This window comes from Neisseria sp. P0020.S005, from assembly GCF_051957055.1.
GTDB lineage: Bacteria > Pseudomonadota > Gammaproteobacteria > Burkholderiales > Neisseriaceae > Neisseria > Neisseria subflava_A.
On sequence record NZ_JBQCWV010000017.1, the window covers coordinates 1 to 23,102 of the forward strand.

The 23,102-nt window shown below is 48.0% G+C and carries 19 protein-coding genes, 1 tRNA gene, 1 pseudogene and 1 riboswitch; of the genes and pseudogenes, 9 read left to right on the forward strand and 12 right to left on the reverse strand.

Features of this window, described 5'->3' with window-relative positions:
* The first annotated feature begins 8 nt into the window (after window positions 1–8).
* Window positions 9–422: a type IV pilin protein gene (locus tag ACTHTU_RS10840; RefSeq protein WP_440362562.1), complete on the forward strand. Its 414-nt coding sequence runs from the start codon at window positions 9–11 to the stop codon at window positions 420–422.
* Between the two features lie 67 nt (window positions 423–489).
* Here ACTHTU_RS10840 and ACTHTU_RS10845 read toward each other — a convergent pair whose 3' ends face one another.
* From ACTHTU_RS10845 to metK, 6 genes are all read right to left on the reverse strand, one after another.
* Window positions 490–1,314, reverse strand: coding sequence for an undecaprenyl-diphosphate phosphatase (locus ACTHTU_RS10845; RefSeq protein ID WP_440362552.1), 825 nt, complete (start codon window positions 1,312–1,314; stop codon window positions 490–492).
* Window positions 1,315–1,358: 44 nt separating this feature from the next.
* Window positions 1,359–2,000 (reverse strand): thiol:disulfide interchange protein DsbA/DsbL, encoded by a 642-nt coding sequence (locus ACTHTU_RS10850; RefSeq protein ID WP_293208949.1) that lies wholly within the window; start codon window positions 1,998–2,000, stop codon window positions 1,359–1,361.
* Window positions 2,001–2,011: 11 nt separating this feature from the next.
* Entirely contained in the window at window positions 2,012–3,127 is a 1,116-nt protein-coding gene (locus ACTHTU_RS10855; protein ID WP_440362553.1) for an SPOR domain-containing protein, read from the reverse strand.
* 154 nt (window positions 3,128–3,281) lie between these two features.
* Complete coding sequence (locus ACTHTU_RS10860) at window positions 3,282–4,778, reverse strand: YifB family Mg chelatase-like AAA ATPase (protein WP_440362554.1); 1,497 nt, start codon at window positions 4,776–4,778, stop codon at window positions 3,282–3,284.
* Between the two features lie 13 nt (window positions 4,779–4,791).
* Window positions 4,792–5,112 carry an accessory factor UbiK family protein gene (locus tag ACTHTU_RS10865; protein ID WP_440362555.1) on the reverse strand — a complete coding sequence of 107 codons (321 nt, stop codon included), beginning with the start codon at window positions 5,110–5,112 and terminating at the stop codon, window positions 4,792–4,794.
* A 109-nt stretch (window positions 5,113–5,221) separates the two neighbouring features.
* Window positions 5,222–6,391 carry a methionine adenosyltransferase gene (gene metK, locus ACTHTU_RS10870; protein ID WP_049351011.1) on the reverse strand — a complete coding sequence of 390 codons (1,170 nt, stop codon included), beginning with the start codon at window positions 6,389–6,391 and terminating at the stop codon, window positions 5,222–5,224.
* Window positions 6,392–6,564: 173 nt separating this feature from the next.
* A riboswitch (SAM-I-IV-variant riboswitch) is annotated at window positions 6,565–6,675 on the reverse strand.
* Between the two features lie 240 nt (window positions 6,676–6,915).
* Between metK and ACTHTU_RS10875 the strand changes: the two genes are divergently transcribed.
* The 3 genes from ACTHTU_RS10875 to ACTHTU_RS10885 all read left to right on the forward strand — a co-directional run bounded on the left by ACTHTU_RS10875 (window position 6,916) and on the right by ACTHTU_RS10885 (window position 8,677).
* On the forward strand, window positions 6,916–7,113 hold the full coding sequence (locus tag ACTHTU_RS10875) for a hypothetical protein (RefSeq protein ID WP_107858221.1): 198 nt from the start codon (window positions 6,916–6,918) through the stop codon (window positions 7,111–7,113).
* Window positions 7,114–7,181: 68 nt separating this feature from the next.
* The gene (locus tag ACTHTU_RS10880) at window positions 7,182–7,646 is read left to right on the forward strand and encodes a hypothetical protein (protein WP_440362556.1); all 465 of its coding nucleotides are present in this window, start codon (window positions 7,182–7,184) and stop codon (window positions 7,644–7,646) included.
* 152 nt (window positions 7,647–7,798) lie between these two features.
* On the forward strand, window positions 7,799–8,677 hold the full coding sequence (locus tag ACTHTU_RS10885) for a lysophospholipid acyltransferase family protein (protein WP_440362557.1): 879 nt from the start codon (window positions 7,799–7,801) through the stop codon (window positions 8,675–8,677).
* Window positions 8,678–8,725: 48 nt separating this feature from the next.
* Here ACTHTU_RS10885 and ACTHTU_RS10890 read toward each other — a convergent pair.
* Window positions 8,726–8,802 (reverse strand) — tRNA-Pro (locus ACTHTU_RS10890).
* Between the two features lie 199 nt (window positions 8,803–9,001).
* Between ACTHTU_RS10890 and recC the strand changes: the two genes are divergently transcribed.
* Window positions 9,002–12,295 (forward strand): exodeoxyribonuclease V subunit gamma, encoded by a 3,294-nt coding sequence (recC, locus tag ACTHTU_RS10895; RefSeq protein ID WP_440362558.1) that lies wholly within the window; start codon window positions 9,002–9,004, stop codon window positions 12,293–12,295.
* A gap of 9 nt (window positions 12,296–12,304) precedes the next feature.
* The gene (locus ACTHTU_RS10900; RefSeq protein ID WP_440362559.1) at window positions 12,305–12,802 is read left to right on the forward strand and encodes a thioredoxin family protein; all 498 of its coding nucleotides are present in this window, start codon (window positions 12,305–12,307) and stop codon (window positions 12,800–12,802) included.
* Window positions 12,803–12,926: 124 nt separating this feature from the next.
* Here the strand turns inward: ACTHTU_RS10900 and lapB are convergent, their stop codons facing one another.
* Complete coding sequence (gene lapB, locus ACTHTU_RS10905; protein WP_003684462.1) at window positions 12,927–14,096, reverse strand: lipopolysaccharide assembly protein LapB; 1,170 nt, start codon at window positions 14,094–14,096, stop codon at window positions 12,927–12,929.
* A gap of 26 nt (window positions 14,097–14,122) precedes the next feature.
* On the reverse strand, window positions 14,123–14,446 hold the full coding sequence (locus tag ACTHTU_RS10910; RefSeq protein ID WP_440362560.1) for a LapA family protein: 324 nt from the start codon (window positions 14,444–14,446) through the stop codon (window positions 14,123–14,125).
* A gap of 213 nt (window positions 14,447–14,659) precedes the next feature.
* Here ACTHTU_RS10910 and ilvE point away from each other — a divergent pair, with 213 nt between their 5' ends.
* Window positions 14,660–15,658, forward strand: a complete 999-nt coding sequence (ilvE, locus tag ACTHTU_RS10915) for a branched-chain-amino-acid transaminase (protein WP_440362561.1) — start codon at window positions 14,660–14,662, stop codon at window positions 15,656–15,658.
* A gap of 1,075 nt (window positions 15,659–16,733) precedes the next feature.
* Window positions 16,734–18,974 carry a right-handed parallel beta-helix repeat-containing protein gene (locus ACTHTU_RS10920; protein ID WP_440362563.1) on the forward strand — a complete coding sequence of 747 codons (2,241 nt, stop codon included), beginning with the start codon at window positions 16,734–16,736 and terminating at the stop codon, window positions 18,972–18,974.
* A 92-nt stretch (window positions 18,975–19,066) separates the two neighbouring features.
* On the opposite strand, the gene metE is transcribed toward ACTHTU_RS10920, so the two are convergent.
* From metE to iscX, 3 genes are all read right to left on the reverse strand, one after another.
* Window positions 19,067–21,343, reverse strand: a complete 2,277-nt coding sequence (gene metE / locus ACTHTU_RS10925) for a 5-methyltetrahydropteroyltriglutamate--homocysteine S-methyltransferase (protein ID WP_070748900.1) — start codon at window positions 21,341–21,343, stop codon at window positions 19,067–19,069.
* Between the two features lie 89 nt (window positions 21,344–21,432).
* Complete coding sequence (gene metF / locus ACTHTU_RS10930; RefSeq protein ID WP_049323818.1) at window positions 21,433–22,314, reverse strand: methylenetetrahydrofolate reductase; 882 nt, start codon at window positions 22,312–22,314, stop codon at window positions 21,433–21,435.
* Window positions 22,315–22,485: 171 nt separating this feature from the next.
* Complete coding sequence (iscX, locus tag ACTHTU_RS10935; protein WP_003682097.1) at window positions 22,486–22,683, reverse strand: Fe-S cluster assembly protein IscX; 198 nt, start codon at window positions 22,681–22,683, stop codon at window positions 22,486–22,488.
* A gap of 334 nt (window positions 22,684–23,017) precedes the next feature.
* On the opposite strand from iscX, the pseudogene ACTHTU_RS10940 reads away from it, so the two are divergent.
* Window positions 23,018–23,102, forward strand: a pseudogene (locus ACTHTU_RS10940) (IS1595 family transposase); the annotation flags it as partial.

Sequence of the window (23,102 nt, forward strand, 5' to 3'; positions counted from 1 at the left end):
TGGTGGTGATGCTGCTGGCTTCGATATTGGCGACGGCGGCATTTACGGCCTATCGGGAATCGGTCCGCTCGGCCAACCTGCGTGCGGCGCATGCCGCCCTGCTGGAAAATGCGCGCTTTATGGAGCAGTTCTATGCGAAAAAGGGCAGCTTTAAGCTGACGTCGACGAAGTGGCCGGAGCTGCCGGTGAAGGAGGCGGGCGGTTTCTGTATCAGGATGAGCGGTCAGGCTAAGGGGATCTTGGAGGGGAAGTTTACCTTGAAGGCGGTGGCGCTGGATAGGGAAGCGGAGCCGAGGGTATTGCGCTTGAACGAGTCGCTGACGGCGGTGGTGTGCGGGAAGATGAAGGGTAAGGGAAGCTGTACGGACGGTGAGGAGATATTTAGGGGCAATGATGCGGAGTGTAAGCCTTTTACGGGGTGACAATAGAGTGGAAAGGAGATAAGAAAGTAAAAAGGACGTGCGCGGGTACGTCCTTTGGGGAGAGGGGTTATTCGCTCCAGCTGACCCAGCCCAGCATCCAAGTAAGGAGAATCAGACCACCAAATACGATGCGGTAGTAGGCAAAAGGCACATAATTTTTACTGGAGACAAATTTCAGCAAAGCTTTTACTGCCAATAAACCGGCGATAAATGCTGCGATAAAACCGATGGCAATTTGTCCAACATCTTGCAAGGTAAAGAGTTTGTAGTTTTTTAAGATGTCGTAACCTGTGGCTGCAATCATCATCGGTACGGCAAGGAAGAATGAGAATTCGGTAGCTGTTTTACGTTCCAGACCCCACAACATACCGCCCATGATGGTACTGCCTGAACGTGATGTCCCAGGGATAAGGGCACAAATTTGGGCGCATCCTACAACAAATGCGTCAATTGGGCGCATATCATCGACATGGTTGACTTTAGGTTTTACTGTTGCTTGGCGTTTTTCAACCCATAAAATGAAGAAGCCTCCCAGTACCAGCATGGTAGCAACGGTAATCGGGTTGAAAAGATGCAATTTAATTTGTTTACTGAATAAAAGGCCAACAATCGCAGCGGGGATGAATGCGATAAATAAATTCAGCACAAAGCGATTGGCTGTTCGCTCTTTGCCTAGTCCTTTTATGATATGGGTAAATCGTTGGCGATATTCGAATACGACGGCTAATACGGCACCGAGCTGGATGGCAATTTCGAATACTTTACCGTTACTTTGGAAATTCATTAAGTCGCCGAATACAATCAAGTGACCGGTGCTTGAAATAGGGAGGAACTCGGTTAAACCTTCGATAATACCGAGAATAAGTGCTTTAAATAAAATTAGAATGTCCATAAGTTTTCAGACGGCCTTGAGGCCGTCTTTCTTTTGTTGAATAGTTAAAGTGGTTTTGAGGATTGTTCGCGACGGGCTTTGACGATGAGGTCATCTATGGTTTTCATACCGACTTTCCAGTCGCCACCATTGAAATTGACTTTGTATTTACCACCGACAATGACAGTTGGTGTGTTTTCAATTCGATAAGTTTCCGTCAATTGCTGCATTTTTGCAGCAGTCGATGCGGCAGCAGGACTGTTGTAAGCTTGAAGCAGTTTTTTACTGTCAAAACTTGTCTGTTTACCCACCCATGATCGGAATACATTTGCATCAGCCAGGTTGATTTTTTGTTCGTAAACTGCTTTGAAGATGACTGGATTGGCCTGATATTTTAAACCTGAAAGATTGACGGCAGCGGCTACTTTGGCCAAGCCTAACATTTCAGGCATCCAAACGACGTGTTCTGTCCGTAAGGAAACATCTTTGGCAAAGGTTTTGCTGTGTTGCAACAAAACTGGATCGAGATGGTAACAATGGACACAGAAGTAGCCGAAAAATTCTAGCACTTCAATTTTTCCGGCTTGTTGCTGCGGAATAGGGCGACTGAGGACAGTATAGTCCACGCCCTCGGTAGCAGCCTGCGCACTCAGACTGAGCAGGCTCAGGCTGAGTGCGGCAATGGTTTGTTTTATACGCTGCTTCATCAGTGATTCCATTATTTGCTAGAACGAATCAAGCTGTTGATATTATGGCCTTGCAGGTTTTTTTGCAGTTTTACAGCAGCTTCCTGCGGCATGGTATTACTTTGAACTCGGTAAATGGTTTTGTCGCCGTTTTGCGATTCAACCACTTTGGAAGAAACACCTAAAATAGCCAATTTGGCACGTTGTGAGTCTGCGCTGGAGCGGTCTGCATATGAACCAAGTTGCAGGAAGGCTTTTTTACCGCTGTTAGCAGCTGTTTCGGCTTTTTCTGTTGACTGTTTACTTACAGAGTTGCTGCTTTCTTTTGTTGCAGAGGTATTTGCAGCTTTACGTGCTTTTTCGATGCTGCCACTATTGAGGATTTGTTCAGGTGTCGGCTTATTTTGCTTTTTGGCTTCAGCCGCTTTTTTCTCGGCCAGTTTGCGCTCGGCACGCTCTTTTTGTTTGGCAGTCAGCTGGTCGGCTGCTTTTTTGTCTTTAGCAGCTTTATCGGCAGTTTCTTTTTCCGCTTTGGCTTTTTCTGCACGTTTTTTCTCTAACTCGGTTTTTTTCTCGGCCAGTTTTTTCTTAGCAGCTTCTTTTTCTGCTTCAGCTTTTGCCACTTTTTCTTTGGCTTCACGTTCGGCTTTATCGGCAGCAGTTTTGTCTGCTCTTTCTTTGGCTTCACGTTCGGCTTTATCGGCGGCGGCTTTTTCAGCTTTTTCTTTAGCTTCGCGTTCGGCTTTATCAGCAGCGGCTTTCTCTGCTTTTTCTTTAGCTTCACGTTCTGCTTGTTCGGCTTTTTCCTGAGCTTCTTTTTCCGCTTGAGCTTTTTCTTCAGCTTCTTTGGCAGCTTTTTTAGCCTCTTCTTTAGATTTTACTTCTTTCTCTGCCGCTTCTTTTTCTGCTTTGGCTTTTTCTTCATCTGCTTGGGTAGATGAAGTGTCGGTAGCTGGGCGTTTCTCTGCTTTGTCCTGAGGTTTCAGGATTTCAGGTTCTTCGCTTTGTTTAGGCTGAGTCAGCTCTTTGAAAACGTTTTGGTTGCCTTGGTTCAAGAAGAACAAAATACCGGCAATAATACCTGTTGCCAGTATTAGGCCGAAAAAGAAACCGGACAAGCCTTTACCATATTGTGTAGATTTTTTCATGACTTACCTTGTAATAATGTGTTCAGACGGCCTGAAGTGAGACTGTCTGAGTTTGGATTCGATATTTTATCAATAACCGTTATAGACGGCAAAATCCTGATGCTTTGTTTACTCTAGTTTTACTTAAACATAAAGATTCAGGCCGTCTGACAAGTTAAAGGGCGCGACGGAAGCCGATGGCTTTCATCACATGGGTTTTGCTGACTTCTTCGTCGCCTGCCAAATCGGCCAGCGTACGGGCGACGCGCATGATACGGTGGAAACTTCGGGCGGAAAGGGACAGTTTTTCGAGCATGGTTCCCAAAGCTTCTTGCGCTTCTTTTTGGATGCGGGCTTTACCATCGAGCTCACTGACACTCAATTCGGCATTAACTTTGCCTTGTCGGCCGTATTGGATTTTGCGCGCGGCGGTAACTCGTTCCAATACGGTGGCACTGGATTCGCCTGCTTCTTGTTGCATTAACTCGGCAGCGGAAAGGCTGGGTACTTCGATGGTTAAATCAATACGGTCGAGCAATGGCCCTGAAATTTTGTTGCGGTAGCGGGCAACGCTTTCAGGCGTGCAGCGGCAAGGTTTGGACGGATGGCCAAGATAGCCACAAGGGCAGGGGTTCATGGCGGCGACAAGTTGGAACTTGGCCGGATAAACAGCTTGGCGTGCGGCGCGGGAAATATGGATTTCGCCGTTTTCCAAAGGTTCGCGCAATACTTCTAATACTTTACGGTCAAACTCGGGTAATTCGTCTAAAAACAACACACCGTGATGCGCCAATGAGATTTCGCCCGGACGTGGGTCTGAACCACCGCCTACCATGGCTGCCGAGCTGGCACTGTGATGAGGACTGCGGAAAGGACGGTTGCTGTCGAGTTGCTGTTGATGGTTGGGCAGGAGCGAACGCAATGCCCATACTTCGACTAATTCGTCTTCGGTCAAAGGCGGAAGGATGCCGGGCAAACGTTGCGAAAGCATGGATTTGCCCGTACCCGGAGGGCCCATCATCAGCAGGCTGTGTCCGCCTGCCGCTGCGATTTCCAAAGCGAGGCGGGCGGTATGTTGGCCTTTGACATCGGCTAAATCAGGAATTTTACTTTGTTCAGACGGCCTTTGTGGCAGTTTGCATTCGGTTTGTGTCAATGGTTCGATACCGTTTAAATGTGCGGCCACTTCGCCTAAAGAACGCGCACCATAAACCGCGATACCGCGCATAACGGCAGCCTGTTCGGCATTTTCTTGCGGCAAAACGAACGAACGGCCTGCCTGCATTCCCTGCCATGCCATGGCCAGCGCGCCGCGCACGGGACGCAGCAAGCCGGACAGCGCCAATTCTCCGGCAAACTCATATTGGGTGAGCTTTTCAGGGTTGATTTGTCCCGATGCGGCAAGAATGCCTAAGGCAATAGGCAAATCGAAACGGCCGGATTCTTTTGGGAGGTCGGCCGGTGCGAGGTTGACGGTAATTTTCTTGGCGGGAAAGTCGAAGCCGCTTTGGATAATGGCGGCACGCACACGGTCGCGGCTTTCTTTGACTTCAGTATCGGGCAAACCGACGATATTGAAATGTGGCAAGCCGTTGGCAAGGTGGGCTTCCACTTCGACCAACGGCGCATTCATGCCGCTTAAGGCGCGGCTGTAAACCAAAGCAAGCGACATGTTTCAGACGGCCTTATTCGGCAGCTTCGGTTTGTTGTTTGATTTCGGCAACAGCTTCTTCCGCAGCGGCTTCGGCAGCTTTCAAAGCAGCTTCTTCAGGCTCTTGAGTGGCTTCGATTTTGGCCAAACGGGCTTCCAATTCGGCCAGTTTGGTACGGGTTTTAATCAAAACCTGTTGTTGGATGTCAAATTCTTCGCGGGTCACCAAATCCATGCGGTTGAACGCGCTGCCGAGCATGGCTTTAACGTTTTTCTCCATGTCTTTGGCAGGGCTGTTGGCGATGGTTTCGCTGATTTTGGAGCTGACTTCTTCAAAAAGTTGTTTGCCGAACATAATCCGTATCCTTTATTCAGAATGTATATAGAAATTCAAGTGGCTATTGTATAAGGAAAAAGGCCGTCTGAAAACGTTTTGCTTTTCAGACGGCCTCAAATGCGGAAGTTTACACGCCTGCGGCTGCTTTTAATGCGGCTGCTTTGTCGGTGCGCTCCCAAGTAAATTCAGGCTCCTCACGGCCGAAGTGGCCGTAGGCGGCGGATTTGCTGTAAATTGGGCGCAGCAGGTCGAGCATTTGGACGATGCCTTTAGGGCGCAGGTCGAAATGTTCGCGAACCAGGGCAATCAGTTTTTCTTCGCTGATTTTGCCGGTACCGAAAGTATCGATGGAAATCGAAGTCGGTTCGGCAACGCCGATGGCGTAGGAAACTTGGATTTGGCATTGGGTTGCCAAACCGGCGGCGACGATGTTTTTCGCAACATAGCGGCAGGCGTAAGCGGCGGAACGGTCCACTTTGGACGGGTCTTTGCCGGAGAATGCGCCGCCGCCGTGCGGAGCTGCGCCGCCGTAGGTATCGACGATGATTTTACGGCCGGTCAAACCGCAGTCGCCTTGCGGGCCGCCGATAACGAAGCGGCCGGTCGGGTTGATCAGGTATTTGGTTTCGTCGGTCAGCAGTTCAGACGGCAGAACCGGTTTGATGATGTGTTCGATCACGGCGTTTTTCAGCTCTTCGTAACCGATAGACGGATCGTGCTGGGTAGACAGGACGACGGTGTCGATGCGTTTTACTTTGCCGGTTTCGCTGTCGTAAACCACGGTCAGTTGGGCTTTGGCATCAGGACGCAGCCAAGGCAGGCGGCCGTCTTTGCGCAATTCGCTTTGGCGTTGCATCAGGCGGTGGCTGTAATAGATGGCAAACGGCATCAGGGTAGGGGTTTCGTCGCAGGCATAGCCGAACATCAAACCTTGGTCGCCCGCGCCTTGATTCAAGTCGATGCCTTCGCCTTCGTTCACGCCTTGGGCGATGTCCGGAGATTGTTGGTCGTAGTACACGCCGACTGCGCAGCCGTTGGCGTCAAAGCCCAGCTCGGAGGAGTTGTAGCCGATGCGTTTGATGGTCTCGCGTGCGACTTTGATGTAGTCCACTTGGGCAGTAGTAGTAATTTCGCCTGCCAATACGCACAAGCCTGTGTTGACCAAGGTTTCTGCGGCGACACGCGCTTTTGGGTCTTGCGCCAAGATGGCATCCAAAATCGCATCGGATACTTGGTCGGCAACTTTATCCGGATGGCCTTCGGATACCGATTCGGAAGTAAACAGATATTCGCTCATTGCTATTCTTTCATTAAAAACAGGCTGCTGTGTTTTCAGACGGCCTTTTATTTCGGACAGCGGAAATCATAACAAAAACTCCGCTTTTTCTCTATACAAGTGAGAAACATTCGCACTTGCCTGCTGTTTCGGAATCCTGTTGCGCGTTTCTTACAGGCAAAAAAATTCCCGCATTAAGCGGGTTTGGATTGCTCTGGCGAGCCACATCGGTTTTTCAACCGTCCACCTTACCTTTCCGTTTGAAAAGCAGGTTGGCATGGAATTCCCAACTCTTAATGCAGCGCGAATAGTAGCAGAAAAGCAGGTGTGCCGCAATATATTTGCCCGAAGTCTGTTTTGTTACCTTCCTTTTGCAAAAAAGAACTTTTAGTATTAAACTTCTAGAATGAAATAATTCCTTTATTTCACACAAAGAACATACTTATTTACATAGAAATAGTTTAGCATTCGCGCGTATATACATTTGTATGTGCATTTGAACAATTTAGTGAATAAGAGGAAAAAAGTTTTGAAAAGGATAAATCATGAGCAATAGACAAAAGAAACGTAATCCTCATGCGTATAGTTATGTCGATAAACGACCAGCTACTAAGCATCGAAATAATTTGCAACGATATGAACAGGATAATGACAATTATGTCATTCTTCAAAGGGATCCCTTTGAAATTGTAATGGGGCTATGCGCTATTGCTTTCATGGCTATTTTATTTTTCCTAGCTTAATTTTTTTTCCTTTCTTATATTAAATGCTATGCGTTATCGCAGTATTTTTTATTTGAAAGGAAATTCCTGTGGAAGATATGTACACCAAAAAAACCGATGCTCCTAGAGCTAATAACGTAAAAAAAATTAACTCGAAACCTTTTAATAGGTTCAGTGCATTTTTATCGTTATTGATAATTATAGTAGCTTTTAGTATGGTGATCTTACCTAAAAAAACATATAAGGTAGCAAATGAGACAGGGATTGTCTCTTCTCATATTCCTTATAATTTTACCGGAAATGGTTGGGATTCAAGTTTGGTTATAAAAATATCCTCACTTGGTCCAGAGATAGAAAGAACGATATATTCACCAAAAGGTGAAAGAAGTTATTTTTATGCTCAAGCAACATATTGTGGCAAAAAAAATGTTTGCTTCTATGATTACCAGACAAAATCTGATGTTGTTATTAGCCGTATTGATGATAATTCAATCCGATATGATGCAACCTTTAGAGCAACAGGAGAAAAACAAACTCTTGTTTTTTCTCATTAACCACCAAAGAAGCCTTCGGGCTTCTTTTTTTTGGTTAAGCTTTATATATATCATCAATCTGAGTCATAATTTCCAGTGATTTTGATAAAATCAAAATCACCCAGACGGCCTGTTTCGTTTACAATCTGTCCACTTTATTTTGGTAAAACCTTATGCAAACGCTTGTTACCTTTGTTTTTAAATTTTTGGCCGCGCTGCCTTTGGCTTGGTTGCACAAATTAGGCAACCTGCTCGGCAGTTTGGGTTTCCGCGTGCTGTCGAAAGATCGCCGAAGGGTATTTGAAAACATGACACTTGCCGGCTTGAACCCGACGGACGAGGCAGTGAAAAAAGTTTTCCGTGAAACGGCAAAAGGCGGCTTGGAATTGCCGGTGGCGTTTTTCAGACGGCCTGAGGAAATTGAAAACCTGTTTGTCGGCGTCAACGGTTGGGAGCATGTTCAGACGGCCTTGAATGCGGGCGAGGGTTTGCTGTTTATCACGCCGCACATCGGCAGCTATGATTTGGCGGGCCGCTACATCAGCCAGCAACTGCCGTTTCCTCTGACGGCGATGTACAAGCCGCCGAAAATCAAGGCATTTGATGCGGTGATGCAGGCAGGGCGCGTGCGCGGTAAAGGCAAGACTGCACCGACCAGCATTCAGGGCGTCAAACAAATCATCAAAGCGCTGCGCGGCGGCGAAGCAACCATTGTGTTGCCGGACCATGTACCGTCTCCGGAAGAAGGCGGCGACGGCGTGTGGGTGGACTTTTTCGGCAAACCTGCCTACACCATGACGTTAGCGGGCAAGCTGGCGCAAGTTAAAGGCGTGAAGGCTTTGTTTTTCTGCGGCGAGCGTCTGCCCGACGGCAAAGGCTTTGTCTTGCACATCGAGCCATTGCGCGGCGAATTGAACGGCGATAAGGAGAACGACGCGCGCGTGATCAATGAAAATACCGAATATTGGATACGCCGTTTTCCGGAACAATATTTGTTTATGTACAACCGCTACAAACATCCCGAAGGCGCGCCTTTCCCGCCGGAAGTATAGGCTTGCCGAATGTAAAAAACCTGCTTGGACTCAAGCAGGTTTTGTATTTGGTCGGAATGAGAGGATTCGAACCTCCGACCCCTTCGTCCCGAACGAAGTGCGCTACCGGGCTGCGCTACATTCCGAATGTGGGAAATTATAGGATAGGAGAAGCCGGTTTGTACAGGGGTCGATAAATAATTAATAATTGGCTGCCGATGGGTTTGTTTTAGGCCGTCTGAAGCGATGCGTTTCAGACGGCCTGTGTTTTTGTTTGCCGCTTCTGCTGAAGCATTTGTCCTAATGGCATTATAATGTGGGCAATTGTTTTTTAGATTGTCTGCTATGTTTTATCTTTATCAGTCTGACCGTTTGGAAGCGCTTGCCGAAATGTGCGCGCATATTCATCAGGCCTTGCCCTTGGATTCTGTATTGGCGCAGGAAGAAGTGGTGGTGCAGAGCCAGGGGATGCGGCGTTATCTGAATGTGTTTTTCGCGCGCAAACTCGGCGTGGCGGCAAATTTGAAGTTCAGCCTGCCGGCCGGTTTGGCGTGGCAGCTGATGCGTAAATTGGTTCCCGATGTGCCACCGCTCAGTCCGTTTTCGCCTGAAGTCATGCGCTGGCGTTTGCTGGATTTGTTCCGCAGCGAAGTGTTTCAGACGGCCCCCGAATACGAAAACGTACGCCTGAAGCTGGAAAGTTATTTGCACAGTTCGGCCTCGGCGGATTATCAGCTTGCCGGACAGATGGCAGATATTTTCGACCAATATTTGGTGTACCGGCCGGATTGGATTGATGCGTGGCAGACTGGGAAGCTGCTGGGTTTGGGCGATGATGAGGATTGGCAGGCGCGGCTGTGGCGTTATTTGGACGATGGCAGCCAATCAGCGCCGCACCGCGTGGCCTTGTGGGAAAAGCTGTTGGCACAGTTGGATAAATCAGTTTTACCGCAAAGGTTGTTTGTATTCGGCATTTCGACAATGGCGCCGATGTATCTGCAACTGCTGCACCAAATTTCCAAGCATTGCGATGTATTTGTGTTTGCGCTCAACCCGAGCAGCCAATATTGGGGCGAGGTTATCGACGAGGCGCAGATTTTGAAAAGGGGCGATGAGGCGGATTTGTCGCAGGCAGGGCATCCGCTGTTGGCTTCTTTGGGCAAGCAGGGGCGCGACTTCTTTGATTTTCTGTCGGAAGTGGAAACCGAGCAGGATATTCAGGTTTATGAAGAGGGAAAAGACGATACCTTATTGCATTGCCTGCAAAACGATATCCAAAACTTAATCATGCCGTCTGAACGCTTATATCAACAAGAAGAAGGCGAAGCAGGCGCGCAACAGGCTTTGGTTCAGGTTCACGATGCGGACGGCAATCCAGTGTGTGTCGAGCCGGACAAGCTGCTGAACGACGGCTCGGTCAAAATCGTCGCGGCGCACAGCCCTTTGCGAGAATTACAGATTTTGAAAGAAGAGCTGTCGCTGGTGTTGCAAAAAAATCCTGACTGGCAGCCGCACGATATTGCCGTGTTGACGCCGAACATCGAGCCGTACAGTCCGTTTATCGAAGCCGTTTTTGGACAGGAGCAGGCAGGTAGCCAGGCTTTGCCGTATTCGATTTCGGATGTGAAGCTCAGCCGCCGTCAGCCCTTGCTGTATGCTTTGGCACAAACTTTGGACTTGCTGGAAAGCCGGTTTGAAGTGGACAAGGTTTTGCCTTTGCTGGAAAGCCGGTTGGTGCTGCAACGCTTCGGTTTGAGCGAGGAAGATGTGCCGCTGCTGCATGAGACTGTTGCCGGATTGAATGTGCATTGGGGTTTGGACCAAACCATGCGCGAGGGTAAAGACAACCTCTTTACTTGGCAGCAGGCGGTAGAGCGTTTGGCCTTGGGCTGGATGCTGCCTGAAGGCGGCAACGGCATGTGGCAGGGCGTGAGCGCGTGGCATAGCAATGTCAACCAGTTGGACGTGTTCAGCGGTTTTGCCGAATTTGTCCGTACTTTGGCCGATATGGCGGCGCAATGGCAAGAGCCTGCCAATGTGGAAAGTTGGGTGCAGCGTTGCCGCGATTTGCTGGAGAAACTGTTTGCTCCGGATACGGACGACCAATACGCCAAGCAGCAGTTTGAGCAGTCTTTGGCGAAATGGCAGGAAGAGGCGCAGTTGGCCGAATTTGACGGATTGTTGCCGTGTAAAACCGTTATCCGCCATATCCGCCGCTTTTTGGACAGTGAAAGCCAAGCCGGATTTTTGAGCGGCGGCATCACTTTTTGCAGTATGGTGCCGATGCGCAGCCTGCCGTTTAAAATGGTTTGCCTGTTGGGTTTGAATGACGGCGATTTTCCGCGCAATACCAAAGCGGCTGTGTTCGACCTGATTGCCAAACATCCGAAAAAAGGCGACCGCGCCCGCCGCGACGACGACCGTTATCTATTCCTCGAAGCCTTAATCAGCGCGCGCGAAATGCTGTATTTGTCTTATATCGGCCGCGATATACGCAATGATGCCGAGTTTGCGCCGTCTTCGTTAATCAGCGAGCTGCTGGATACCATTGCCGCCATGACAGGGAAAAGCGGGCGTGAGTTGTCGGAGAAATGGGTAAAACATCATCCGTTGCAGGCGTTCTCACGCCGTTATTTCCAAAAAGACGCGCTTTCAGACGGCCTCTTCAGTACGCGCCAAGATTACGCCGATGCGTTGAGCCAACCGCCAGCGGAAGCGCAGCCGTTTTTCCTTGAGGCTTTAAGTCAGGAAGAGCCGGGCAAAACCATTCATCAGGGCGAGCTCATCAGTTTTTGGCGCAACCCTGTCAAAGTTTGGCTGAAGAAAAATTTAAGCTGGGATCAGCCGTATCTGGACGGCGCATGGGAATCTGCCGAACCGTTTGAGCCGCAACATGAAGGTCGGATTGCCGATGCTTATTTGGATGCGCGGCGCAAAGGTGAAGATTTTGAAGATACGGCCATTCGGCTGAATGCAGAAAGTCTGATGCCGGTAGGCGAGTTAGGCGGTTTGTGGCAGAAGCAGTATCAGATATCTGCGAAAAACGTGGATGTCGAGCTGATACGCAGTGACAAAAGGCCGTCTGAACCTTATGAAGAACACTTTGACGACTTGGTGTTACAAGGCACCATCGGCAATCTTTATGAATGCGGCCGCATTGTGTTCCAAAACCAAAAAGACAATGCGCCCAACCGTGTTGCCCGTTTATTGGAGCATTTGATTTTTTGCGCCGTCGCCCCTCAATCCGTTGAAAACCGACAAACCTATTTTGTCAGCCTGGGAAAGACCGAAACTTATGCCGCCATCGGGCAAGAGGCCGCGAGGGAGCTTTTGAAAGAATGGTTGGTATATTTCCGAATCGGACAAAATATTCCCTTGCCATTTTTTGCCAAAACCAGTCTTGCCGCTGCGGAGGAGTGCAACAAGAAAGAGGATTGGGATGCTGCCTTGAGAAAGGCCCATGAGGTTTTTAACGGCAATAAAATGAGTAAAGGGCAGAAAGAATATACCGAAGTGAAGCTGGTGTTTGGTCATTCGGAAGAATCGCCGCTTGATGAGCCACTATTTGAAAACCTCGTCGTCAATCTGCTTGTTCCACTTTTGACCGGCGTGGCAGGTAAAACCAATACAACAGAATAGGAGTAAAGCATGGCTACTTATGCAGAATATTTGGATTTTGATACCGAAGAAGACAAATTGAAACAGCAGCAACTCTATCAGGCGACCGAGCTGTCGGCGCAAACGGTAGCGGCGGTTGAAAAGATCAACCGTCCGCAAAACTGGCTGCTTGCCGCTGCGCCATATTGCCCTGATTGCCGCGTGTTTGTGCCATTTATTCAAAAAATGGCGGAGTTGAATCCCAATATCCGCGTCAACTATATTGCCCGCAACGATTTTGGCGACAGCAGCCGTTTTGAGAATCCGTGCCAACAGGAAATCGTCCGCGCCAATCAAAAAATCCCTGCGCTGTTTTTGATGGGTCATGAAGAAGCCGGGCCTGTGTTTAACGAGTTTCCGCAAGTGGTGTTAAACCAAATTGCGGCAGATGAAACCCGTCGCACAGAATTGCGCGATGCGTACCGTGCCGGCGAGTTTAATGCCGATATTGAGGCTCAGATTGTAGCGGCGTTGGCATGGGCAGAGTAGCGGTGTTGAGCAGATATTGCCGGTGTGTGAAGCCATGTTTTGAACCGCTTTGATATTTTGCTTTGTAATAAAAAGGCCGTCTGAAAAGATTTCAGACGGCCTTTTTTTAATGCTTAACGCTTTATCAAATCTCGATTTTATTCGGCGTAAAGGTTTGCCATTTGTTGCAGGCAGGGCAGTGCCAGAAGAAGACTTGGGATTTGAAGTGGCAGTTGCGGCAGCGGTACATAACGCTTTTTTGCAGTTGGCGGCCGATAATGGAACGAATCATATCGGTATCGGCTTTCCACTCCGGATTCATACTGCTGAGTTTCAATCCAAGCAGGCGGTACACGCCGTTGAGGTCGGGTTTTTGGCGGACGAGTTCGACAGCGATTTGCGCCGCTTCGGTTTCGCCTTTGAGCAGCAGAGCCTTTTCGTAGATGACGTTGATCAGGTCAAGATCGGGAAAGGTTTGCATATAGCCGATGAGGCGGTTGAGGCCTTCTTCCTGTTTGCCTTGTGCGGCATAGGCTTCATAGAGTTTCTCGCCGACCATGCTCAAATAGGCGTGGTTTTGCTGCTCGATGGCGGAATACGCTTCTACTGCGGCAGGGAAATTGCCCTGACGGTATTCGATGTCGCCAAGGATGATGTTGGCGCGCGTACATTTTTTGTTGGCTTCGAGTGCTTTGCCGATGTTGTAGCGGGCGGCGTCGAAGTTGGATTTGAACAGCGCGGCTTGGGCGATTTCGCAATAGAACTGGGCGATTTCAAACTGGTAGGTCTGTTCGTCATGGCTCAAGAGCTGCGCCATTTCGATGGCTTTTTCCCAGTCGCGGTCTTGTTGGTAAATGCTCAAAAGGTGTTGGCGGGCTTCGCGTGCCATATCGCCTTCCTGCAAACCGAGGAAGATTTGTTCGGCGCGGTCAACCAAGCCTGCACTTTGGTAGTTTTGCGCCAATTCAAAAAGCACGCGCGCGCGTTTTTCGTTGACAGTGTCGGGCGAATCGAGCAGGGCGCGGTGCATATTGATGGCTTTGTCGTTTTCGCCGCGTTGGCGGTAGAGCTTGCCTAGGGTCAGGTTTAGGTCGTATGACTGCGGCTGTTGGTCAATCACTTCCGCCAATTCGCGCGCGGCGCGGCCGCTGTTGCGGTCAACGAGGGCGTCAAGGCTTTTGTAAAAGCCGGCCGGTATGCTTTTGGCCTGTTTCAGAACGGTCTTCATATCGACGCGCGCAGCAAACCAGCCCATAGCGAAGAAAACGGGGAGGAGGACGATGGGCAGTAAGATGACCCACAATTCGTTGTCCATGGTATTCCTTATATTGGTTGGTGGCGTTACGCTTTGGGAGTGGTTTCGGAAGTCGTTGCCGGTGTTTCGGTTTTGACCGGGGTCAGGTCTTTTTCGGAAAGGTGGGCGTATTTTTTCACTTCGGCACGCAGACGATTGTTTTCGCTACGCAGGATCAGCAGACGGCCGAAGAGGGCAAACATACCGAACACGATGCCGATAATAAATGCACCGAAAAGCACGACAATCAGCGGCAGATTGACGTTTTGGCCGGGCAGGTAGAAGAAGGATACGGTGTGGGTATTGGTGATGGCAAGCAGGAGGAAAACAAGAAGAATCAGGATTTTGATGATGGTAGAGATGAGTTTCATGGGTTGCTCCGGGTGGGCCGCGGTTGGGGCAGGCCGTCTGAAAAATGGTATCAGTTTAAACGATTTGCCGGATTTCGGATAGGACGGCATGTTTCAGACGGCATGGGAAGGGTGTCTTTAATGCTGACGGGTACTTGTCAAACCCATATTGAAAGGCGTATTGTTCAGTCTTTAGTTATTATCTTACAAATCAGAATAAGAAAGGCAATCATCATGAGCAGACCAGTCCCAGCCGTATTCGGCAGCGTTTTTCACGCTGAAATGCCCGTTATCGCTTATCGTGAAGGTAAATGGCAGCCGGTAGAATGGCAATCTTCCACAGACCTGACAATCGCCCCCGGTGCGCATGCCCTGCATTACGGCAGCGAATGTTTTGAGGGCTTGAAGGCATTCCGTCAGGCAAACGGCAAAATCGTGATGTTCCGCCCGACCGCCAATATCGCGCGCATGCAGCAAAGTGCGGATATTCTGCACCTGCCGCGTCCTGAAACGGAAGCTTATTTGAATGCTTTGATCGAATTGGTCAAACGTTCCGCCGAGGAAATTCCTGATGCGCCTGCCGCTTTGTACCTGCGTCCGACTTTGATCGGTACCGACCCTGTGATCGGTAAGGCGGGTTCTCCTTCCGAAACTGCTTTGCTGTACATTTTGGCTTCTCCTGTCGGCGACTATTTCAAAGCCGGTTCGCCCGTTAAAATCTTGGTGGAAACCGAACACATCCGTTGCGCCCCGCACATGGGTCGTGTGAAATGCGGCGGCAACTACGCTTCCGCCATGCCTTGGGTATTGAAAGCCAAAGCAGAGCACGGTGCAAACCAAGTATTGTTCTGCCCGAATGGCGATGTTCAGGAAACCGGCGCGTCTAACTTTATCCTGATTAACGGCGATGAAATCATTACCAAACCGTTGACCGACGAATTCTTACACGGCGTTACCCGCGATTCTGTACTGACTGTTGCCAAAGATTTGGGCTACACTGTTACCGAGCGCAACTTTACTGTCGACGAGCTGAAAGCCGCGATTGAGAATGGTGCGGAAGCGATTCTGACTGGTACGGCTGCGGTTATTTCTCCAGTAACTTCTTTCGTGATTGATGGTAAAGAAATTGAAGTGAAGAGCCAAGAGCGCGGTTATGCAATCCGTAAGGCGATTACCGACATCCAATACGGTTTGGCAGAAGACAAACATGGCTGGTTGGTCGAAGTTTGTTAAATAGAACGCATTCAATAAAAAAGGCCGTCTGAAATATTTTTTCAGACGGCCTTTTTTATTGGATTTTAGAGAGGGAAGACAAATAATAAAATGCTAAATTTTACAAACAAACGGTAGCATTTTAAGATAATCGGTATATAATGCGCAATTATGTTGTAAAAATACACATTGAAAATATCGAATTTTATTGATTTTCGATGAAGTTAAAAACATTTATAGATATTTATTTTGTATATTTTGTAAATTTAGTTAAATGGGGAATGCTAAAAACATATTGTGTTAGAATTCCCCTCCTTTTTGGCTTCGCGGTATTAACTCTGTCACGCCAAAAAGAAAAACAATGCAAGATAAAACCATTTTTATTTTGCTATAAAAATCAAAAATAACTTAACTTTGGATGAACTAATTAATTAAAAAGGGACTCTGATACATTTTCCGTCAAAAATAACCGGACACATGGTACGCGGACAGATTGCCTATAAAAGCCATCCAAGGGTTCTGTCCAAACACCATTACCGTTTTCAATCAGAAAATCGGCAGAAGGGGAAACGCTGCCGAGTTTCTCAAAGTGGCTAGCTTTATACAGGCAATTGCTGTTACGACAGAATCCGTCTTACCTCTTTATTCATCGAACTTTTTTGTTGCACGCTTGTGCGGTGGAAAAGGACGATATTTGATACAAGGAAATACGCTGATTATGTCACATAAACTTGCCCCTCTTGGCCGTACCCATATCCGTCAAGGCTCCTCAACTCCTGAAACCACTTCCGAATCATCTTCTCCTCTAAAAGAATGGATACACACCCAAAATTTTGGGGGAAGTCCGTCTGTTTTTCCTGAACCCAAGCAATTAAGCGGTAAAAATACTGTAACGAGAGATGCGGTTCATGTGGCTGAGGCGGCAAGATTGAACAGTACCTCATCATCTTCAGACGGCGTTGTAACAAAAATGCGTGTCGTACGGGCCAGTGTTGCTTCTGCAAGTAGCGTTTCTGGTAAAAATACCATTGCGTCTAAAGTAACGGACAAACAGGTTGTTTCAAAAGAGCCGGTAAACAAACCGGTTAATCAATCGATGGAAAAAATTTTGGCTGAAAAGCAAAAAAAATACGAAGAGGCTAAAGCAAAAAAAATAGCCGAAGCCGCCACAGCCAAAGCAAACGCCGTCGAGCATGCAAAAGAAGCGCATAAAGCAGCAGTCGAAAAAGCGATTGCAGAGCGTAAAGCCAAACAAGACGCTGCCCGCAAAGAAAAAGAGGCAGAAGACAGAATTGCCGAAGGAAAAAAAACAGTCGAAATTGTGCATAAAAAGATTTTGAACGATTCAGACGGCCATAACAAAGTCGTGAGCGTTTCTTCCGGCAAAAAAACAGCCATGAGTCACGATAGCCACCTCAGTTCAGTCAAAGAAAACAAAATTGACGATCATACCGAAAACAGGGCAGGTGTCTCTGGAAAATACCGCGTGTATCAATCTAAAGAGTATGGTAATTATGTTCGTGTGAATGATTTTGGTGCCGATGCGCAGGGTAAAAAAGACAGCCTTCAGGCATTTAAAGCGGCTTTAGAAGCTGCTCATAAAGAAAAAGCCATGGTCTTCTTGGATGGTACCTACTATATTTCTAACCAGATTGTGATGGATAAAACCGTTTCCGGCGCACGCGGTTTGTTTGGTTCGGGGATGGGTAAAACCAAAGTAACGTTTGATAAGGCGCAGACAGGCGTGTTCAATCCGAACACCAACCATGATGACATTCGCCAATTTGCCGGTATCTTGATCGATGGACAAAACAATAAAACCATTGCCAACTTGTCGGTTCAATATACCAACCCTGATTTTTACCGCAAAGGCTTAAGCTATTTTGGCAAGGTAAACGGCATTTTGGTGAACGATGCGGACAATACTTTAATCAGTAAAGTAGAGGTTTCCGGTGCCAATCGTGCTGGTGTGATGTTCACGTCGACCGCTTCTTTGGAAAAGGAAAAAGGTCAAAAGCTGACCTTTAAAGAGCGCGTACAAAGCGGCGAAATTGATGAAAAATATGAAGCGCTGCCTTTGGGTGAAAACAACCGTATTGTTGATTCGTATCTGCACCACAACCGCGTTGCCGGTGCGCTGATCGGTTTCCAACAAAACTTTATCGGCGAGGGCAACCGTTTGGATTGGAACGGCCACGAAGCGGACAGCGGTACCGGCTACGGTATGGCTGTGGTTGCGGGCAGCTACAATTACGGTGTCACATACCGTAAAAACACGACCAACCACAACTACCGCAAAGGCTTGGATGTGCATGATGGTACAGGCATTGTCATTGAAGACAATGTGTTAACAGGTGACCGGCTGTATGGTATTGCTGCTTACAACCGCCAGTTTTCTATGGATAAAGTCAAAATTACCGGCAATACCATTATCCAAGACCCGAGCTTCCGTTTGAATGTTGATGATGACTTGGGCAAGTACTATCACATGTATTCAGGTATCCAGGTGCAAACCAATACCCAATACAAAGATTTGCACTCGGCTAACAAAGGCTATTTCGATATCAGCAATAATGTCATTAAAAATCTGACGGTTTATCAAAACAATATTCAGACTTACGCGATTGAGTTCCGTAACCATGAAAGCAAAATGGATTACACGCTCAATATGGCAAATAACAAGATAAGCGGCGAATCCACCAAATATCTGATTGCCGTCATCAACGATACCTACGACCGCGTTTTATCTAAAAACGGCATTGGCAGCGGTACTATTACCATTAGCGGCAATGATGCCGATATCGGCAAGATTATGAAAGGCGCAGTACCGGTTTATGTGGAAGAACACCATGGTAATGTCGCTATGCATGGTGCGGTGACAATTCACAACAACAAAATTTCCGTGCGTGAAAAATCTGACGGCTATGTCGAATTTGCTTATTTGAAAAGCAATGCCAAAGAGTACAACATCACTAATAACACATTGAAACTTGGTGGTGCCCTGGATGATGTTTTGGTAGACGTATACAGTACCAACCCTAAGGGCAAGGCATCTTTAAATGTAGCCAACAATAAAATCATGACGGACATCAAAGACGAACTGTATGATTCATGGCTGCGCTTTGAAAATAACATCAAAACGTATTCAGAAGGCAATAGCCATAATGGTGCAGCACTGACAAAGGTGAATACGACCGGCAGTAAAGTTGCCTTGAGCGATATCTTGTCAGAAGCCAACTATATTGTCGCAACAACTAAAGATGCTGTGTATCACCATACTAAGAATGTGTATACATCAGGAGTGGAAGAGCATCATACAACGACAGGGATTTTGTAAGCTGTTGAAGCTGTAATCTTTATGGTCTAAATATCGATAAATAAAAAAAGGCCGTCTGAAAATTTTCAGACGGCCTTTTCATCTAACTCACATTATTTAGCCAGTTCGGCACGCAGTTTGTGGGTTACATTCATCATCACTTGGAGTTGTTCCAGAGTTTCTTTCCAGCCACGTGTTTTCAGGCCGCAGTCTGGGTTAACCCACAGACGTTCAACCGGTACAACCTCGATGGCTTTGCGCAACAGATGCTCAACTTCAGCTTCAGTCGGTACGCGTGGGCTGTGGATGTCGTAAACACCTGGGCCGATGTCGTTCGGGTATTTGAATTCGCCGAATGCAGTCAAGAGCTCCATGTCGGAACGTGAAGTTTCGATGGTGATGACGTCAGCGTCCATAGCGGCGATGGCTGGCAGGATGTCGTTGAACTCAGAGTAGCACATATGAGTGTGGATTTGGGTGCTGTCTTCGCAACCGGTAGAGGACAGGCGGAAAGATTCACCGGCCCAGTTCAGGTAGGCATCCCAATCGGCACGTTTCAAAGGCAGACCTTCGCGGATGGCAGGTTCATCAATTTGGATGACTTTTATGCCGGCTTTTTCCAGATCCAATACTTCGTCATTCAGAGCCAGTGCGATTTGTTTGCACACGGTAGAGCGAGGAATATCGTTGCGGACGAAAGACCATTGCAGAATGGTTACAGGACCGGTCAACATACCTTTCATCGGGCGTTTGGTCAGGCTTTGAGCGTAAGTAGACCAAGCCACGGTCATGGCTTCAGGACGGCTTACGTCACCGAAGATGATAGGTGGTTTAACGCAGCGTGAGCCGTAGCTTTGTACCCAGCCGTATTGGGTGAATGCAAAACCGCTCAACAATTCGCCGAAGTATTCAACCATGTCGTTACGCTCGGCTTCGCCGTGTACCAGTACGTCCAAGTCCAGTTTTTCTTGCTCTTCAACCACCAAGGCGATTTCTTTTTTCATCGCGGCTTCGTAATCAGCGGCAGACAGTTCGCCTTTTTTGAAGGCTGCACGTGCTTGGCGGATTTCGGTAGTTTGAGGGAAAGAACCGATGTTGGTAGTCGGCAGTAGAGGCAGGTTCAACCATGCTTGTTGCGCTTTGATACGGTCGGCAAATGGAGATTTGCGTTGGTCTGCGTTGGCAGGCAAATCGGCCAGGCGTTTGGCAACGTCTGCACGGTGGATTTCGCTGCTGTTGGCACGGGAGTCGGCAGCAGCTTGGCTGGCAGCCAGTTCTTCGGCAACGGAATCACGACCTTCGTTTAATGCGGCTTTCAGAACGCGCAATTCTTGGGTTTTTTGCAGGGTGAATGCCAACCAAGAGTACAGGTCAGGTTTGTTGGCTTTCAGTTTTTCTTCAACTGACAAGTCAAATGGAGTGTGCAGCAGAGAGCAAGAGCTGGAGATCCACAAACGGTCGCCCAGTTTGGCTTGCAGAGGCTCGACAGTTTCCAAAACTTTGTTCAGGTTGGCGCGCCAAATGTTGCGGCCGTCGATAACGCCGGCAGACAGAACTTTGTCGTAGTCAGCAAATGCGTCCAGCTGCTCAGGAGCGCGTACCAGGTCGATGTGCAGGCCGTCAACAGGCAGGGATTTCAGCAAAGCAGCGTGTTCGGCAACAGAACCGAAGTAAGTGCTCAACAGGATTTTGGCGCTTACTTTGCTCAAAGTAGCGTAAACGTCTTTGTATGCTTCTACCCATTCTTTAGGCAGGTCAACAGTCAAAGCAGGCTCGTCGATTTGAATCCACTCGGCACCGGCTTCAACCAAAGCAGTCAGGATTTCAACGTAAACAGGCAACAGTTTAGGCAACAGGCTTAGACGGTCGAATTCAACAGCGCCTTTTTCTTTACCAACCCACAGGAAAGTCAACGGACCCACAACGGTCGGTTTTGCTTTCAGACCCAAAGCTTGAGCTTCTTGCAGTTGTTGAACGTAGTGTTTGGCGTTGGCTTTGAATTCGGTATCGGCGTGGAATTCAGGCACCAAGTAGTGGTAGTTGGTGTCGAACCATTTGGTCATTTCGATAGCGAATTGGTCTTTGTTACCACGGGCCAGTTGGAAGAATTGTTCCAAAGACAGGTTTTGGCTGTCGAAGCCGAAACGGGCAGGGATGGCACCGGTGGCAACTTGCAGGTCGAGGATGTGGTCGTAGAAAGTGAAATCGCCTGCAGCAACGAAATCGGCGTTGGCAGCAGCTTGGTGTTTCCAGTTTTTCTCGCGCAAGTCTTTAGCAACAGCCAGCAATTCTTGCTCGCTGATTTCTTTGCGCCAGTATTTTTCTTGTGCGAATTTCAATTCGCGGAAGGCACCGACGCGCGGGAAGCCTGAAAAATGCAATGTTGTCATGTTAACTCTCCTAGTTGGAATTTTTAATCAGGCCGGTATGGCCTGAATGTTCGATATTGTAAATCAGAATGGGGAGGCCGTCTGTTTTATTAACGGGGGCGTACACCCAAAATATGGCAGATGGCGTAAGTCAGTTCGCTGCGGTTGAGGGTGTAGAAGTGGAAGTCTTTTACGCCTTCGCGAGAGAGGACTTTGACCATGTCGATGGCGATGCTGGCGGCAACAAGGTTGCGCGTGCCTTGGTCGTCATCCAAACCTTCGTACATTTTAGACAGCCAGCTTGGGATTTTGACGTTGGTCACTTGGGCCATTTTGGTCAATTGTTTGAAATTGGTTACAGGCAGGATGCCGGGAACGATTTCAACGTCAATGCCCATCATTACGCAACGGTCGCGGAAGCGCAGATAGCTTTCCACGTCGAAGAAGAACTGGGTGATAACGTGGTTTGCGCCCGCATCGATTTTGCGTTTCAGATTGATTAAGTCGGCTTGTGCGGATTTGGCTTCCGGGTGCACTTCTGGATAGGCTGCTACGGAAATATCAAAGTCGGCAACGGAGCGCAACAGTTTGACCAAATCTTCGGCATAGAAAGGTTTTTTCTCGTAGCCAGGCGGCTCGTCGCCACGCAGGGCAACAATGCGGCGGATACCGCTGTCCCAATAGTCTTTGGCAATTTGACGCAACTCGTCAGGGCTGGCATCGATACCGGTCAGGTGGGGGGCGGCGTCAAGGCCGGTTTCTTGTTTGATGCGTTTGACGATGCTATGTGTGCGGTCGCGTTCGCCGGAGTTTGCACCGTAGGTTACGGAAACGAATTTCGGATGCAAGGTTTGCAGGCGATGGATGGAATCCCATAGCATAGTTTCCATTTGTTCGTTTTTCGGCGGGAAAAATTCGAACGAAACATTGATGTCGCCTTTCAAATCAGAAAGGCTGTTGTTTAAAGCGGCGATTTCTCGAGCGTGATTCATGGTTATGCACCTTCTGCATATCTTTTATTTATTGTCAGGTTGCATAATAAATTTGAGGTTAACATGAGTCAATTTCGAAATTTTCCGAAATTGTATGAATAGATTTAATAAAGACCTCAGGCCGTCTGAAAAATAGCCTGAGGTCTTGTTTGATAGGGAAGGGGGTAAAGATTATTCTGCTTCATCTATCCATGCTTGTTGCACGGCTTCGAGAATGCGCTCGCCGCAACGCGCCGGGTCATCGTCAAATTCAGGTAAAGCCATAATCAGATCACGCAGTTGGGTAAAGCGTACGGTTTTCGGATCGATGCTGTCGCCGTGTAAGTCGTAGAGTTCTTCGGCGATGCGTTGGGTATCTGTCCATTTCATGATGTGTTCCTTTATTGGGTTTGGGCTATTAGTAATTATTTTAATCAAGAAGAAGTCGGACTGCCAGATTGTTTTACGGAAGATTGGCAGATAAATGATGGCGCTATTTTTTAACAAAATAGCATAGTTGCGTTAAAATACGGCAAGACACTTAAAATTTACGGCAATCTGCCGTTTTATACTTTCTATTCCGCTATTCCGCTTTGTATGATTTGGTTTTCATACAAAATTTACATTTCGCTATGCAACCAAATTTTTTGGAATGGCTCTTAAGAAAATCCATCGCTTAAAAATAGGGGCTGACGTAGATTAGCAGTTATGCTAGGCTACGAAAATGCAGATAACCAATTGTAAATTAAGCAAGAGAGTTCAAAAGAAACTACTTGAATTTTTTGTACTCCAAGTTACCGCCCGTTCCG

Coding starts and splice junctions, on each gene's coding strand:
- ACTHTU_RS10845 (WP_440362552.1), bottom strand. CDS start 1,314: ATGGACATTCTAATTTTATTTAAAGCACTTATTCTCGGTATTATCGAA.
- metF (WP_049323818.1), bottom strand. CDS start 22,314: ATGAATCACGCTCGAGAAATCGCCGCTTTAAACAACAGCCTTTCTGAT.
- ACTHTU_RS10900 (WP_440362559.1), top strand. CDS start 12,305: ATGGCTACTTATGCAGAATATTTGGATTTTGATACCGAAGAAGACAAA.
- ACTHTU_RS10850 (WP_293208949.1), bottom strand. CDS start 2,000: ATGAAGCAGCGTATAAAACAAACCATTGCCGCACTCAGCCTGAGCCTG.
- ACTHTU_RS10920 (WP_440362563.1), top strand. CDS start 16,734: ATGGAAAAAATTTTGGCTGAAAAGCAAAAAAAATACGAAGAGGCTAAA.
- ACTHTU_RS10910 (WP_440362560.1), bottom strand. CDS start 14,446: ATGAAACTCATCTCTACCATCATCAAAATCCTGATTCTTCTTGTTTTC.
- ACTHTU_RS10860 (WP_440362554.1), bottom strand. CDS start 4,778: ATGTCGCTTGCTTTGGTTTACAGCCGCGCCTTAAGCGGCATGAATGCG.
- ACTHTU_RS10885 (WP_440362557.1), top strand. CDS start 7,799: ATGCAAACGCTTGTTACCTTTGTTTTTAAATTTTTGGCCGCGCTGCCT.
- ACTHTU_RS10865 (WP_440362555.1), bottom strand. CDS start 5,112: ATGTTCGGCAAACAACTTTTTGAAGAAGTCAGCTCCAAAATCAGCGAA.
- ACTHTU_RS10875 (WP_107858221.1), top strand. CDS start 6,916: ATGAGCAATAGACAAAAGAAACGTAATCCTCATGCGTATAGTTATGTC.
- recC (WP_440362558.1), top strand. CDS start 9,002: ATGTTTTATCTTTATCAGTCTGACCGTTTGGAAGCGCTTGCCGAAATG.
- ilvE (WP_440362561.1), top strand. CDS start 14,660: ATGAGCAGACCAGTCCCAGCCGTATTCGGCAGCGTTTTTCACGCTGAA.
- metE (WP_070748900.1), bottom strand. CDS start 21,343: ATGACAACATTGCATTTTTCAGGCTTCCCGCGCGTCGGTGCCTTCCGC.
- ACTHTU_RS10855 (WP_440362553.1), bottom strand. CDS start 3,127: ATGAAAAAATCTACACAATATGGTAAAGGCTTGTCCGGTTTCTTTTTC.
- lapB (WP_003684462.1), bottom strand. CDS start 14,096: ATGGACAACGAATTGTGGGTCATCTTACTGCCCATCGTCCTCCTCCCC.
- ACTHTU_RS10840 (WP_440362562.1), top strand. CDS start 9: ATGCTGCTGGCTTCGATATTGGCGACGGCGGCATTTACGGCCTATCGG.
- iscX (WP_003682097.1), bottom strand. CDS start 22,683: ATGAAATGGACAGATACCCAACGCATCGCCGAAGAACTCTACGACTTA.
- metK (WP_049351011.1), bottom strand. CDS start 6,391: ATGAGCGAATATCTGTTTACTTCCGAATCGGTATCCGAAGGCCATCCG.